This window comes from Polyangium sorediatum (genome assembly GCF_029946465.1).
GTDB classification, from domain to species: domain Bacteria; phylum Myxococcota_A; class Polyangia; order Polyangiales; family Polyangiaceae; genus Polyangium; species Polyangium fumosum.
The window spans coordinates 40,532-56,297 of sequence record NZ_JARZHI010000030.1; the positions used below are offsets into that span (position 1 = coordinate 40,532).

The 15,766-nt window shown below is 68.9% G+C and carries 7 protein-coding genes; 1 reads left to right on the forward strand and 6 read right to left on the reverse strand.

The window, feature by feature from the left end:
- Nucleotides 1-27: 27 nt before the first annotated feature.
- The 4 genes from QHF89_RS28465 to QHF89_RS28480 are packed head-to-tail and all read right to left on the reverse strand — an operon-like array spanning nucleotide 28 to nucleotide 7,252.
- Nucleotides 28-2,637, reverse strand: coding sequence for a polynucleotide kinase-phosphatase (locus QHF89_RS28465; RefSeq protein ID WP_136968288.1), 2,610 nt, complete (start codon nucleotides 2,635-2,637; stop codon nucleotides 28-30).
- Entirely contained in the window at nucleotides 2,634-4,031 is a 1,398-nt protein-coding gene (locus QHF89_RS28470) for a 3' terminal RNA ribose 2'-O-methyltransferase Hen1 (protein WP_136968287.1), read from the reverse strand. Before QHF89_RS28470 ends, QHF89_RS28465 begins: the two co-directional genes overlap by 4 nt.
- Before the next feature lie 43 nt (nucleotides 4,032-4,074).
- A complete protein-coding gene (locus QHF89_RS28475; protein WP_136968286.1) occupies nucleotides 4,075-6,378 on the reverse strand; it encodes a MopE-related protein in 2,304 nt (767 codons plus the stop codon).
- Nucleotides 6,379-6,427: 49 nt separating this feature from the next.
- Nucleotides 6,428-7,252, reverse strand: a complete 825-nt coding sequence (locus QHF89_RS28480) for a TIGR02452 family protein (protein WP_136968285.1) — start codon at nucleotides 7,250-7,252, stop codon at nucleotides 6,428-6,430.
- A gap of 110 nt (nucleotides 7,253-7,362) precedes the next feature.
- On the opposite strand from QHF89_RS28480, the gene QHF89_RS28485 reads away from it, so the two are divergent.
- Nucleotides 7,363-10,644, forward strand: a complete 3,282-nt coding sequence (locus QHF89_RS28485) for a DUF2135 domain-containing protein (protein ID WP_136968284.1) — start codon at nucleotides 7,363-7,365, stop codon at nucleotides 10,642-10,644.
- Nucleotides 10,645-10,725: 81 nt separating this feature from the next.
- Here the strand turns inward: QHF89_RS28485 and QHF89_RS28490 are convergent, their stop codons facing one another.
- Nucleotides 10,726-13,932, reverse strand: coding sequence for a beta-propeller domain-containing protein (locus QHF89_RS28490; RefSeq protein ID WP_284721039.1), 3,207 nt, complete (start codon nucleotides 13,930-13,932; stop codon nucleotides 10,726-10,728).
- Nucleotides 13,933-14,113: 181 nt separating this feature from the next.
- A complete protein-coding gene (locus tag QHF89_RS28495; protein WP_284721040.1) occupies nucleotides 14,114-15,718 on the reverse strand; it encodes a L,D-transpeptidase in 1,605 nt (534 codons plus the stop codon).
- Nucleotides 15,719-15,766: the final 48 nt, after the last annotated feature.

The following is a 15,766-nucleotide window of genomic DNA, read 5'->3' on the forward strand; positions in this document are numbered from 1 at the left end:
CGTGGAGCATCCCGTCTCGATATGGCATCAAAGTCGCGGATCCACCGGCTCGCTCTCCAGCGCCAGGATCGCAAAGACGCATTCGTGTACACGACGTAAGGGCTCGCCCCGGACAAAACGCTCGAGCGCCTCGACGCCGAGCGCGAGCTCCCGGAGAGCGAGCGAACGTTTCGCGCCGAGGCCACGATTGCGGAGCCGCGCGAGGTTCTCGGGCAAATCGTACTCCGGCCCGTAAATGATCCGGAGATACTCGCGGCCGCGGCATTTCACGGCCGGCTGCACGAGCCCGCGTTTGCCCCGCGCGAGGAAGGAAATGGGCTTCACGACCATCCCCTCGCCGCCGGCCGCGGTGAGCTCCTCCCACCACGCCGCGCCCGCCCGCTCGCTCGCCTCGTCCCCGAGCGTGACTTCCACGTGCCGCGTCGCCACGAGCACCTGCCCGTCCGCCTCGGCGAGCCGCGCGGCCATGGCCAGGTGGAAAGGATGGTCTCGATCGACGAACACGCGCCCCTCGGCCGCGAGCAAGTGAAACGGCGCGACGCGATAATCCTCGATACCCGCGACCGGCCAGCAGTAACGCCGATACGCGTCGACGTAACGCGACGCGGCCCGCGCCCGATCGCGCATGCGCGCGAGCAGCTCGCCCGCCTCGATCCCGCGCTCGTTCGCCTGCACGAGCGCCTCGATGCCGGCCCCGAGCGCCGACCGGCTGGCGCTGCCCACGGGCGCGTATTGCACCCGGACGAGCGCCTGCGCCTTCGCCGACCACGGCATGATCTCGGCGTCGAGCACGAACCATCCGCCGAGCTCGTCGAAGAGCCCGCTCGCCTCGGCCGCGCGCCGCACCCGCGAAAGGAGGGCCTCTTCGAGCGCTGGATCGTCGAAAAACGGCCGGCCCGTGCGCGTGTACACGATGCCCGCGCGACCGTCCGTCGTGCCAAACCGCTTCTTCGCCGTCGCTTCGTCCTGACAAACGACGATCACGGCCCGCGAGCCCATGTGTTTTTCTTCGCAGATGACGCGCGGGACCTCGTTCCGCCGGAAATACGCGAAGGCCTCGGCCGGGTGCTCCAGCGTGCCCGGCAGCTCGCTCGTCTCGGTCGGGGACATCGTCGGCGGCAGGTAGACGAGCCAGCGCGGATCGACCGCGAACCGGCTCATCGCCTCCAGCGCCGCCGCCGCGTTCTCCTCGCGCACCGTGACCCACCGCGCGAGGCGCGTGCTCACGGGCCGCTTGCCGATCACGTCGTCGATATCGAGCGTATCGTCGTACGCCTGCTGCGCCGTGCGCCCCTCCTCGGGCGCCACGGGGATCAGCGGCTTCTTCGGCTCGCAATATTGACGCGCCGCCGGCACGCTGACGATCTCGCGCTCTGGGTACCGGAGCGCCGTGAGCGCGCCGCCGAAAACGCAGCCCGTATCGACACAAATGGTATTGTTGAGCCAATCCGCCGTCGGGACCGGCGTGTGGCCATACACGACCGTCGCGCGGCCGCGATACTCGGACGCCCAGTTGTGCCGCACGGGCAAACCATACGCGTCCGTCTCGCCCGTCGTGTCGCCGTACAGCCCGAACTCGCGCACCCCGCCCGAGGATCGCCCCTGCATCGACGCCTTCATGCCGGCGTGCGCGACGCAGAGCCGGCCGTCATCGAGCACGTAATGGCTGACGAGATCGTCGATGAACTGCGCGAGCTCCGCCTGAAATGCCTCCGTCGTCGAGGCGAGCTCGGCGAGCGTCTCGGCGAGGCCGTGCATGATCGTGACCTGCCGGCCGCGAAGCACCTTAAGCAGCTTCACCTCGTGGTTGCCCGGCACGCAGAGCGCGGCCCCGCTCTGCACGGCCGTCATGACGAGCCGCAGGACGTCCACGATCCGCGGACCTCGATCGACGAGATCCCCGAGGAACACGAGGCGCCGCCCCGGCGGCGGCGTCACGCGCACGCCGTGCGGGCCCGCGGCCGGATCCCATTCGACCGTGTAGCCGAGATCCTCCAGCAGCGCTTCGAGCTCGTCGCAGCAACCGTGCACGTCACCGATGATGTCGAACGGCCCGTGCTCGTCGCGGCGATCGGTCCAGAGGCGCGTGCGCTCGATGCGGACGCCCTCAATCTCCTCGGGCTTGCGCAGCACGTGCACCACGCGGATGCCCTCGCGCTCGATCCCCCGCAACGACGCCCGCAGATCCTGCGATTGGCGCCGCACCACGTGGGCCGCCACGTTGCGATCCGTGCGGACCTCGTTCCGCTCGGCGCAGACCCGCTCGCCCACGTCGAGCGCGATCGCGGTCGCGAAGACGTGGTGCTTGCGCGCGATCGCCACGAGCGGCTTGCGGAACTCGGGCCGCACGTTCGTCGCGTCGACGACCACGAGCTTGCCGGCCTCCAGGCGTTTGTCCACGACCAGGTGCAGCACCTCGAACGCCGAAGCCGACGCGCTCTGATCGTTCTCGTCGTCCGACACCATCGCGCGGAACATGTCGGACGAGACGACCTCGGTCGGCGCGAAATGCTTCCGCGCGAACGTGCTCTTCCCCGAGCCCGACGCGCCGACGAGCAGGACGAGGCTCGGCGTCGGCAGAGGAATCGTGAGGCCTTTCGCGGCAGCCGCCTCCGCGCCCGGGGCTTCCGTGCTCATCGGGAGAACACCGCCATTTGCGTGGGAGAACCGAGGGTATCGTCAGCCGGCCCGATGGGGGCAAACCGAACCGTATATGCATTTCGCTCCGCGACGCCGCGCGCCCACGCCTCGAATTCAGCGCGCGTCCACTCGAAGCGGTGATCCTTGTGGCGCATGTGGCCCGCGGGCAGCGAGGTGAACACGACGTTGTATTCGGCGTTCGGCGTGGTCACGACGACGACGCGGGGACGGGCGTGCGCAAAGACCGAACGTTCGAGCGCGCCGAGGCGCGAGAGTTCCAGGTGCTCGATGACCTCCACGAGCGTCGCCGCGTCGAAGCCCGAAAGGCGCGCGTCGCGGTAGAGCAAGGAGCCGTGCAGCAGCTCGATCCGCTCGGATTTCCGGCCGCCGTGCCGATCGAGCTTCAGCCGCTCCGAGGCCACATCGAGCGCGCGTTGCGAGACATCGACCCCCACGAGCTGCGTGATCGCACGGTTCCGCACGAGCTTCGCGAGGAGCTTGCCCTCCCCGCAGCCGAGATCGACCACCGTCTTCGCGCCCTCGTCCGAAAGCGCCCGCGCCACGGCCTCGATCCGCGCCTCGTCGAGGCGCACGGGCGCCTCGATCGCGGCCTCCTCCTCGGCGTGCGCCTCGGCCTCCGCGTCGGAATCCTTGGCCTCGCCCGAGACGAGCCGATCGAGCGCCGCGCGCGCGAGCCGGGCGCGGTGCTTCAGGTACCGCCGCGCGATGAGCTCCTTTTCGGGGTGCGTCGCGAGCCACCCCTCGCCGTGGTAGACGAGCTTCTCCACCTCGTCCTCGCCGACCCAGTAATGCTTGTCGTCGTCGAGCACGGGGACGAGCACGTACACGTGCGAGAGCAGCTCCGAGAGCGGGCACGCCTTGCGCAGGCGGACGTCGTGGTGCGCGCCCTCGCCCCACGCGGGAAAACGCTCGTCGAGCGGCAAACGCGACGCGGTGACCTCGTACCCGAGCGGCTCGAACAGGGCGCGGAGCAGCGTCGCGCCGCCGCGGCACGGGACGGCCGAGAGCGTCGCTTCGAGCGCGATCGACGTCTGCACGAGCTCCGGCCGATCCTTGCAGCGCCCCGCGAGCGCCGAGCCGAGCACCTGCGCGATCGCCACGCTGAGGAACGACGACGCCGCGTAAGGCCGGTCGTTCACGTACTGATCCACGAGCCCACCCTCGGACGAACCGGGCCGGCCGCGCACGAGGGCGACCGGGTCGAGGTCGACGAGCAGCGCGGCCGTCACCGCCTCGGCCGAGGCCTCGGGATAAAAGACGTGCGCGCGCCCGAACGCGAGGGGGAACGTCTGGAGTTTGTCGGGGTGCTTGTGCAGCAAGTACCCGAGCCCCGACGCGTGGGGGCCCGTGGCGCGAAGGGTGAAGAGCATGCGAAGACCGTTCGGCCGAGGCTATCAAAGGCCGGGGCCGGGGTCACCCCTCGATCTCTCCGCGGGAGCGCCGTTTTTCCCGGGAGAGGCGCCTCACGACGAACGTGGAGAGCCCGAGGACGAGCGCGAAAGGCACGCCCCCGGTCCTTCGTCCCCTGCCCGCGCCCGCGGCCTCGCAGAACACGCCGTTGCCCTCGAAGTCCACGACGGGCAGAGGGGCGCAGACGCCGGGCGTCGAGGTCTCCGAGGTGCAGAACGATCCCGCGGGACAACCGTTGCCCGCCGCGCCGCGGCAACCCGCCTGGCAGAGGCGCGCGGGGATGTCGCAGACGCGCCCGCTGTCTGCCGCGCCGCAATCGGCGTCCTTCGCGCACTCGTTCGGCGCGGGCGCGCAAACGCCGCGCGACGCGTCCGAGGACGAGCACACCTCGCCATAAGGACAACCATTGCCCCCCTCCCCACGGCAGCCGGGCACACAAACGCCCGCCTCGCAAACGGAGCCGCTCACGGGATTGCCGCAATCGACGTCCTTGAAACAGGCGTACGCGTCGTCGGAAGGATCGTTCGGGTTCGTCTCGCCCGGATCGAGGACGCCGTCGTGATCCGCGTCTTCGAGCCCATCCAGTTTGCCGCCGCCGTCGGTGTCGGCCTTCGTCGGATCCGTCGTCGTGGCCCCGAGATCACCGTCGGGCACGCAGGTCATCGCGGCGGGGTTCGTCGCGGGTTCGTCGCAACCGTAACCCATCTCGGTGCCGTCGAAGAGGCCGTCGCCGTCGCTGTCCGGATCGAGCGCGTTGATGAGCCCGTCGCCGTCCGTGTCCTCGGCCATCGACGGCTCGGCGCCGTCCGGCACGCCGTCGTCGTCCGTGTCGGCGTCATTCGGATCCGTGCCGAGCAGGGCCTCCTCCGCGTCGGTCAGCCCATCGCCGTCCGTGTCCGCGCAGCCCTCGTCCGTCACGCCGTTGCAGTCGTCGTCCACGCCGTTGCACGTCTCGTTCGAGGGCAAACCCGGCATCGCGTTGCACGTCGTGCCGAAAGACGCGTCGCAGACGACGACGCCCTGCGCGAGGCACGCGCCCACGCCCACCGTGCACGGATCGCCGAGCCCGAGCCCATTGTCCACGACGCCGTCGCAGTCGTCGTCGATGCCATTGCACGCCTCGGCCTCGGGTATGCCGGGCTGAGCGTCGCATTGCGTCGTCGTGGCCCCCGAGCACACCTTCACGCCCGTCGCCTCGCATACGCCGAGCCCGGACGTGCAGGCCTCGCCGACATCAAAATCCTCGTCGGTCAGCTCATCGCAATCGTCGTCGATCCCGTTGCACATCTCTGTCCCGGGGGTCCCGGGGGTGACGTTGCACTCGCTCGAAAGCTCGTCGCTGGTGCAGACCATGACGCCCGACGCCGCGCAGGCGCCGATGCCCACGTCGCACGGCTCGCCGAGAAGAAAATCCTCGTCGGTTTCGCCGTCGCAATCGTCGTCGATCCCGTTGCACGTCTCGATGCCGGGTTCGCCGGGGAACGCGTCGCAGGACCTCGTGAGCCCGTCGCACTGGATCGAGCCCGTGGCGAGGCAGGCTCCGACGCCGACGTCGCAGGGCGCTCCGAAATCGGAGCAGTCGTAAAGGCATGTCGCGCCATAAAAGGCAATCGGATCGGCCACGAGCTCGGCGAGCGTGAGGGCGCCCTTGTCCGAGATCAGGTCGCCCGTGAGGCTCTGCGCGTCGCTCGACGAGCCACACACGAGCCGGAACGGCGCCAGGTTGGCGATGTTGAGATCCACGCGCACGACGGCCCAGTCGATGAAAACGTCGGAGTCTCCGCTCACCATCGTGGGAGCCGCGACAGCGCGCGCGTGCGTCGACGCCGGGTAACTCTTCACGAGAAGCTCCGAGATGTCCGCGGGTGATCCATCGTTCTGCGGACTCGTGTTTCGCCGGAGCTCGACGACGTCCGTGCTCCCGAGGACCCCGATGGAGAGCTCGTGGCTCGCGAGGTTGCCGTCGGTATCGATGAGACAAACCCAGCCATACGCCTTGAAATCCGAGGGCGGCGCCTGGAGCACCGCGTCGTTGATCCGCAGCCGGAGGTAGAGGAAATTGGCGTCGCCCGCGAAGTAGGCCGCCGCGCCGCCCGTCATGGGGTCGCTGACGACGTCGGGCGCAGACCCCGCATCCCCCGGTGGATCCGCGAGCCGCACGCCACCCCGGACGAGCGGCTTCCACGCAGCAGCCGCGGGGAACACCTGGGCGTCCGCCGGCGCGGGCAGGGCGAACGAGGCGAGCCCGAGCGCCGCAGCGACGAGCGCGGATCCAGCAGAGCGACGAGGGCGGAAGATCGAAGCCATAGGCGTCGGCCGATCGTGCCGGGAAGCGCGTCGCGGCACAAGAGGCCGATCACAGGTTCGCCATCCGCTCCTCGAACGCGCGCAACGTCTGCCGGCCCGCGCTGCGATCGTAGATGCCGAAAACCACACGATCGAAGGCGCCCTCGAAGCGCGGGTGCGCGATCCCGTTCGCAAGGACGTCCGCGACCTCGCGCGGGTCGTTGCGGAACACGCCGCAGCCCCACGCGCCAAGCACGAGGGTGCGGTGCCCGTGGAGGGCCATGGCGGCGAGGACATATGCCGCACGCCGCTCGAGGGCTTCACGAATCGCAGGGCCCGCCTTCTTGTCGCGGCGGAGCGCCTCGCCCGCGTTCGGGGCCGGCGCCGTCACGATCGACAACGTGAAGGGTTCGTCGAGGAGCACGAGCCGGTCGTCCCGGAAAAACGGCACGTCGGGCGAGTAGATGAGGTGATCGGTGTAGATCATCGACGCCGTCGCGCGGTTTGCCTCGTAATACTTCGGCTGCCGGAGCAGGCAGGTATAAAGCGCCGAGCATCGGGCGAGGTCCTCTTCCTGGGCCTTGGCGCCCCCCAAGAATCCGCCGCCCGGATTTTTCGCCGATGCGAAATTCAACGCGGCGACGCGCGCCTCTCCCTCGCGGCAAAGCCTCTGCCCCGCGGCCGCGGTCGTCTCGTCCGTCACCTCGACGCGGATCGCTCCAGGACGCCGCTCGCGAGGCTCGGCACCTGCGAGATCACCCGGCGCGTAGAGCACGGTCCCCGCTGCGGCGGCTTCGACGAGGGCGCCGATCCGGACGTGCAGGCCCCCGGCGCTCTCGTATTTGTCCCGCGCCACGATGTCGAGGGTCTCGGTCGCCACGCTGCCGAGCTTCATGTCTCCTCCAAAACCCCAAACCAAAGTCCTAACGCGAGGATACGCCACGCGCGGCGCGATCCGTCGATCTTCCTGTAAGTCCCGACATCGACCTCCGTTATGCTCGGGCCATGACCTCGCGCGCGCGTGCTTTCCTCGTCCTCCTCGCGCTCTTCGCCACCCTCGCCTCGACCGCGGGCGGCTGCGGCGGCGGCTCGCCCCCGGCCTCGATGGCGGGAGCCCCCGCGGCCGCTGGGGAGGCCACCCCCTCCCTCGAATCCATGGATTCGGCGGCGGCGCCGGAGGCCCCCTACGACGCCGACCAAGCAGAAGCCGAAGCGCCGCCTCCGCCTCCGTCGATGGCCCCGGCGGCCCCCATGGAGCCCAGCGCCGCGGCGCCCATGCCCACTTCGGCGCCGCAGCAAGCGCCGGGCGGCGGCGCTGCGCCGCGCTTCGCGGTCGAGCAGAAGTCGAGCGAAAAAGGCGCGGCCGCGGCGAAGCCCAAGAGCGTCGCGGGCTCGGACGAGGCGACGACGTGGAAACGCGCGCAGAGCGGAGCGCACGCAGTGCGCGTCGAGATCGGCGATCGCGAGGCGCTGCCGGTGCGCAGCGTGCAGGCCAAGGTCGCGATCGACGGCTTCATGGCCCGCGTCGTGCTCGACATCGTCGTCAAGAACAACCGCCCGGAGACCTACGAAGGCACGCTCAAGCTCCGCCTGCCCGTGGGCGCGTCGCCGTATTATTTCGCGTTCGGGCAGGACGCGATGGCCATCGCAGGCGACGCCGTGCCGGCGTTTTTCCCGGCCGACCGTGCTCGAGGCATGGGCGGCGAGCCGGCCGAGATCCGCCGCGCGCGCGAGTCCGCATGGCAAGGCGTGAAAGAGGCGCGCATGGTGCCGAAGGAGAAGGCCGCGCTCGCCTACACGCAGACCGTGCGCCGCAACGTGGATCCGGCGCTGCTCGAATGGGCCGGCCCGAACGTCTTCAACACGCGCGTCTTCCCCCTCGTCGGGGGCAAATCCCACCGCATCGTCCTCGGCTACGACGTGCCGCTCACGCGGATCGGCGAGGACCTCGAATACAGCTTCGATCTGCCGGAGAACGTCGGCAGCAAGGCGATCGATTTCGCCGTCGCAGCCCCGCAGGGCGCGTCCGTCGACGTCACGCCGGCCGTGCCGGCCTTCTCGGGCCCGGACAAACGGTTCTATCGCTTCGACGATCCGTCCGGAAAAACGGTCACGCTCCGCATCAAAAAGCCGGGCGCCGCGCACGTCGTCGCCACGGACGCAGCGACGGGGCCGTATTTCGCGGCCGACATCGCGCCGCAATTCCCCGCGGCGGCGGCGGCGAAGGGCGAGGAGAACGCGCTTTTCCTCGTCGACACCTCGCTCTCGTCGAACCCCGACCGCTTCAACGTATGGCTGAAGTTGCTCGACGCGATCCTCGCGAACAACGAGGACGCGATCAAGCATTACAACGTCCTCTTCTTCAACATCGAGCAGACCCTCTGGAAGCCGCGCTTCGTCGCGAACGACGCCGCCTCGCGCCGCGAGCTCCAGACGTTCGCCCAGGGCCTCGCGCTCGAAGGCGCGACCGATCTCGGCGCCGCGCTCGGCCGGGCCGCGACGGCGCCGGGCGCCCCGCAGTTCGACGTCTTCCTCCTCAGCGACGGCGCCGCGACCTGGGGCGAGCCCGACGCGCAGATGATCACGCGGCGCCTGCAGAAAACCCCGGTCCGCGCGATTTACGCGTACCAAACGGGCCTCGCGGGTACGGACGTCGACGCGCTCACGCTGCTGACGCGCGAGACCGGCGGCGCGCTCTTCTCCGTCACCGGCGACGCCGAGGTCCAGAAGGCCTCGACCGCGCACAAGAGCCGCCCCTTCCGTCTGGTCTCGGCGCGCGTCGCCGGCGGCAGCGATGTGCTCTTCGCCGGCCGTCCCCGCTTCGTCTTCCCCGGACAAACCCTGCGCGTCGCCGGCCGCGGCGCGCCCGAGAAGGACGCGGCCGTCGAGCTCACGCTCGAATCCGGCAGCGGCACGCAGGTCGTGAAGGCGCCCCTCGGCCAGGCGATCCCCTCCCCGCTCGCCATCCGTGGGTATGGCCAGATCGCGGTCGCGCAAATCGAAGAGCTCGCGCCCGCCACCGAGACCATGGCGAAGGCGTATTCGATCCACTTCCGCGTCCCCGGCAAAACTTCGTCGCTGCTCATGCTGGAGTCCGAGGCCGATTACCAGCGCTTCGGCATCGTGCCCGAGGACTTCGCGCGGTCCATCCAATCCGCAGCGGCGTCGCGGATCGTCGACGACACGCTGGCCCTCTCGGCCTCCGCGCTCGGCAATCCCAAAGCCACGTTCCTGCGCTGGATCGATGGTTTGCCCTCGACGCCCGGCGTGAGCCTCACCGTGCCGCCCTCCTTCCGCCAGGCGCTGAACCAGATGCCCGAGGAGAGCTTCCGCGTCGACGCAGCCCCGCTCGCCGTGAAATCGCGCGACAAGAAATCGATCCCGGCCCCCGTGCTCGCCGACCTCGCCGCGCACAAGCTCGATTACGATCGCATGACGACCGAGGCCGAGCGTCGGCGCGCCTCGCTCGGGCCCGCGGACGCCCTCAAAGCGCTGAGCTCGCTCGTCGAGGAGAACCCCGGCGACGCCGTGCTCGCGCGCGACATCGGCGTCACGGCGATGAGCTTCGGCCTGCCTGCAGACGCCTTCCACCTCTTCCGCCGCGTCGCCGTGGCGCGCCCCTACGAGCCGCAGACCTACCGCGCCATGGCGCAGACCCTCGCGCGGCTCGGCCGCACGGACCTCGCGATGGCGTATTTCGAGGTCGGCCTCGCCGGGCAATGGGAAGCGCGGTTCGGCGAGTTCCGCAAGATCCTCGCGCTCGAATACTTCGACCTGCTCCAGCGCGCGGCCCGCGGCGACCTCAAAACGAGCGTCCCCGAGTATGTCAAAGGCCGCTTGCCCCAGGTGGCCCGCGAGACCCAGCTCCAGAGCGCCGATCTGGTCGTGATGATCACCTGGAACACGGACGCGACCGACATCGACCTGCACGTGACCGAGCCGAACGGCGACGTCTGCTACTTCGGCAATCGCCAGACGCAGATCGGCGGCATGCTCACCCTCGACGTCACGCAGGGCTACGGCCCGGAGATGTACGTCCTGAAAAACGCGACGGACGGCAGGTACAAGATCCAGGCCCATTATTTCGCGTCGGACCGGAACCGCGCCTCGACGCGGACGAAGGTGCAGGTGATCGTGTTCGAGGACTTCGGCACGAGCGCGCAGAAGGCGACCGAGAAGGTCATCACGCTGGAATACGGCAAGCAGAAGCACGACCTCCTCGAGATCGTGCGCAAGACCAAGCCGGGCCAGAAGCCCAAGCCCACGCTGGAGATGGCGGCGCCCTGAGCCGCGCCGCGTCCGTGTGTGCCTGGGCGGGGGTGCGCGTGAAGGCGCCGACGGGCATCGGCGCCTTCGAGGTACCCTGAATCAGGGCGTTTGCAGCAGGTTCGACGCGTTGATCCCGAGCTGCTGAATGCCGGACGGCCCCGCGGGGAGGTAGACCTCATCGTCGAGGATCCGCGGGGCGGCCGAGCCGCCATAATACCAGGTCTTGAAGAAGGCCTGGGCGAACGGCGTCTCCGGCGCGTCGAGGTTCACCATCAGGACCCCGTCGTACGTCGAGAGGAACGCGCGGTTGCGCTCGACGTGCTGCAGCCAGAGGTAGGACGGCAGGAGCGTGGTCGATAGCGCGACGAAATCGTCGCCGTTCGGGCGCGGCGCGAAGACGGAGAACGAGGGGGAGATGTTCGCGTAAGAGTACGCGTGCGGCTGCCATTGCAGCCCGTGCACGGCGACGGGCAGGCCGCCCTCGTCCACGCCGAAGGAGTTCACCCGGCGGAACGGCAGGTGCTCGTAGTTCTGCAGATGCGCGAGGCCGCCCGAGAGCTCGAGCTTGGCGATACCCGAATCCACGAACTGCTGGCCCCACAGCTTGTCCTGCGTGAAGAGGACCGCGCCCTGCTTGGCGACGATCTCGCCCGGGACGTTGATCGCCGGGCCGAGGACGGGCGACGCGGGGTTCGTGACGTCGAGGCGACGAACGAAGTATTGCGCGTAGGGCCGTGCATCGAGCGGCACATCCACGGACTTCTTGACCGTGACGTAGAGCGAATTGCCGTCGTCGAGCAAACGAACCCCATCCTCGTCGACGGGCGTCTGGACGACGCCGCTGACCTTCGGATCCGTGGGATCCGAGAGGTCGAGCACCTTGAACGAGTATCGCGAGGTGGTGGGGGATTGTTCGGTGCTGTAGCAATAACCGGAGAGCTGCTCCGGCGTCGCGCCCTCCGGGAGCGGCACGCACGACGGCTCGGCGTCCGGGTGGTCCGTGCAGGTGGCGAAACCGCCGACGCACACCTCGGGGTTGCCATTGATCTCGTAACAATCACGCTGGCCCGCGAGGTATGTGCAGCCCTCTTCGCCGAAGCAATCGGCGTTCGTCAGGATGTACTCCCAGCACTGGCTCACGTGGATCGGCTCGTGCCACACGACTTCGGCGTTCGTGAAGACGAGCGAATCGCCGATCACGCGGACGGACGAGGCGTATTGGTTGCCCTCGTACAACGTCTGCACGCCGGGCAGGTCGTCCGTGACGAGCGAGCCGACCTCCGTGGGATTCGTGGGGTCGGAGAGATCGAAGACACGCGCCGTGGTCTGGTAGTTCGGCCAGTTGTTCGGGATCGACGTCACCGCGACGAGTTTGTCGCCCACCGGGAAGAGCGACGCATTCTGGGGCACCCCGAAGCTCGCGACGGGCGTGGCGAGCTCGACATCCTGGCCCTTGGGGACGATCTCCACGACCTTGGGGCTGTTCGGATCCCACCACCAGTAAAACCAGTTCGGCTCCTTCACCCTCGCGATGTGGGAATTGCCGACCGGGAACACCTCGCTGAACTCCGGCGCGAGCTCGAGCTGATCCCGCAGGACGGGGCTGTCCGGGTTCGTCTGGTCGTAGACGCGGAGCTCGCGCTCCGACAGGTTCGCACCATTCTGGTTCGGCAAGCGGAAGGTGCGGCGCACGGGATCCGAGTGCAACATGACCCCGCGCCGCGTCACCGTATGGTTCGAGAACGTGAAGATCTGGACCGCCGATTTCGCCTCCCACGCCCCGCCCGCTCCGTACTGATACCCATAAAACGGCAGGAGGACGAGGCCCGTCTCCGTCTCGCCGCTCGGAGAGAGTACGTTCACCGCATTGTCCGACACCGTGAACGCGCGGTGATCCCAGCTCGCCTCGGACCAATTCCATCCGCCGCCCTGCCCGCCGACCTCCGACCGCGTCACGAGCGGGTTCGGGTTCTCGAGGTTCGTGATGTCGTAGAGGCTCACCGCGAGCTTGCGCGAGCCATTCTCGTCGTTCACCCCGATGCCGATGAGGCGCGACGCGGAGAACGCAGGCCGGAAGAAATCATTCCACCCGGAGACGATGAACTCGCTCTTCTCCTCGACGCTGCCGTCCGCCCCGACCGAGAAGGCGTGGAACGGATCCGTCTGCATGTACGTCACGGCAAACGCCCGATCGTCGAGGAAGATCGCGCCGAACATCGCCTGATCCGTCCCGAAGGCGACATGATCGATAGGGACGAGCGTGTCGAGGTTCGACGCGTCGAACGTCGTGAGGTGGCTCTGCTTGCCGACGCCCCACCGCGGGCCGGAGAAGACGCGCAGCACGTCGCCGCGCATATCCATGTGGAACTGTGAGCGCACGAAGCCCGGGACGGTGATCTCGTCGCGCAGGGTCATCGAGCCGTTGATGTTCGAGATGTCCACGACCGCGACATTGCTGCTCTGGTCCGACCACGCGGAGTTGCCGCGGGCCACGAGCAGGACGTCGCCCTCGGCGTGCACGTCCGTCACGTCGCCGCCGAGCGTGATCTCCGATTTCGAGATGAGCTTCGTGGGGGCGACGTCGAAGCTCTTCACGGTACTCGTGAGCACGTATTGCCACTCGTCGTCGACCTTCTTGTACTTCCATTCGCTGGCGGCGACGTACAGCGAATCCTTGGACTGGCCGTTCGCATAACGGCTCGTCTGGATGCTGCCCGGGATGTATCGCTGCGAGAGGAGCTTCGGGTGGTGCCGATCGGCGACGTCGACGAGCAAAATCGTCCCGCCCGTTCGGTTCTGCACGACGAGCTTCTCGGGGTGCCCCTCGTAGCCGGACCACTCGTTCAGCAGGATGACGGCGCGATCGCCGTCGACGTACATCTCGACGGGCGTGCCCTGAATGGGCAAACGGCCGACGATCTCGGTGTCCGAGAGGTCGCCGATGTCGATGACCTGAAGGCCCCGATAGAGGTTCAGGTTGAGGAGCATGCCGTCGCTGAGGACACGATAGATATCGCCCTCCTCGAGCTCGCGTTCTTCCTCTTCCTCCTCTTCTTCCTCTTCCTCTTCTTCCTCTTCTTCGCCCCATTGGAGCCAAGGCTCGTCGGCGGAGAGGAACGACGTGGCGCCTTGCGACGGCAGCGGCGGCGGGTCGGGGCGCGCCTCGGGGCCCGTCGGGAGGGGCGGGAACGGCCGGACATCCTGCGGATCGTCGACGTCCGGGGGCACCGGGTCGAGGTCGATACCGCTGCCTCCGCCGAGCGGACCGCCCGTCGGCTCGGCCCCGCAACCGGCGCACAAGAGCACGAGGAGGGAACCACAAAGCCCAGCACGTGATAGGGAGAATCCGGCCCGGAGAGCCCGCATGACCTTCGTCCTTTCCGTCAGCGAAAAATGAGACACGAAATCTCGAAGATCTAACCCATGCTGGGAAGAAGGATCAAGTGGGAAGCGCGGGTACCAATCGTGCTCTCCAGGGAGCGCCTCTTCAAGGATGGACGTACACGAGCGTACCGCCCGCGGGCGTCATCGCGCCGTGCCACGCGGCCGGGACGGGCGGATCGGTGAACTCGAAGAGCCAGGCCGCGTCTGCGGGCGAGACGTTCACGCAGCCATTGCTGCGCGCCTTGCCGAATTCGTCGTGCCAGTAAGCGCCGTGAATGGCGTAATTCTGGTGGAAGTACTGGACGTAAGGCACGTCGTGGAGCTCGAAGGCGGCCTCGCTCGCCGGATCGCCGTCCATCGTCGCCGTGACGTGCTTCGATTGCACGAAAAACGTACCCTGGACCGTGGCGCCCGTGATCTCCGGGTCCGAGAGCCCGCCCTTGCCCGTGGAGACGAGCGTGGCGAACACCGGCGTATTTCCCTCATACGCGACGAGCATCTGCAGCTCGATCGAGATGTCGATCCAGCGCTTGCCGCGCTTCGCGTGGCCCCAGAGATCCTGCCCGAGCCGGCCGATCCGCAGGCTGCTCGCCGCGAGCCACACGCCCTCGGTGGTCTCCAGGTAGGCCGCGAGCGCCTCGCCCGGTTTGCCCTCGGCGCGATGCGCGCCGCCGCTCGACGCGCGCCCCGTGAGCACCCAGCCGCTCCGGAAAGGGACGTACTCCGCAGGCCGGAGCTTGCCCTCTTCGTCGGCCCGGAGCGCGCGGAGGCCCTGGTGCATGACGAATGCCGGCACGCCCGGGGCCTTGAAGACGACGCCGCGCAGCTCGGAGACGTGCGCGGGCCGCGTGCGATCGATCGGCACGAGGTCGAGCTCGGTCGTGAGGCCGAAGCGGCGGCCCGTCCAATCGAAGGAGGCCATCAGCCCGAAGGCCGAGCGCGCCTTCGCGCGGCCGCGGTGCGCATGGAACCGGACCTTCTCCTCGGCGCCCGCGGGCTTCGGCAAATCACGACCGGATTCGAGGAACGCGGAGATCGGATCGGCGTCGCCGATCGTCCTGCCAATCTCCTGCACGATCCAGGCATTCATGCCCCGGGCGCCGAGGGGGCGGCCCTCGACGGTGCGTTGCTCCTCGGGCGTGGGGAGGTGGACGTAGAGGTGCGGCGGGGGGCTGCGCGAAACGACGTAATGGTACGGGAAAGGTTCGCCCCGGCGCGGGCCGCGGACGGCCGCGAGGGCGATCGGGTGCTTCGTGTCGAGCGTCGCGCCCGTGCCCACGCAGACGTAACCACGCGGGTGGATCCGATAAAAGCCGCCCTTGCACCGCTTGAACCCGGCTGGCTCGGCGGCGCGCGGGACGATGGCGCCGGCGCGCAGGTATCCGAGCCGCGTGGACTGGTAATCGGGCTCGATGTACACGAAGTTGCGCATCGCGATGCTGGCGAGCTCGTGACCCTGGCCCGGCTCGAGGTCCGCCGGCGCGGGGCCCTCGGGCTCGGGCTCGCTCGCGGCCGAGGGCTCGGGCGGGAGCGGGAGCGCGCCGCCCGAAGCGAGCGACGCCACAGGCACGGCCGGCTCCGGCCCCTCGACAGAGCGTCCCGGCGGCTCGTCGGGCGCGCCGCACCCGACGAACACGGCAAGGGCCAGGACGAACGCGAAGAAACGCGCTCGCGGCACCTCGTTCGGGGGCATTCGGCGCGCGTCCACGGCGGGGGACTATAGCCGATCCTCGGCGGACGCGAGGGGTTTGCCCGC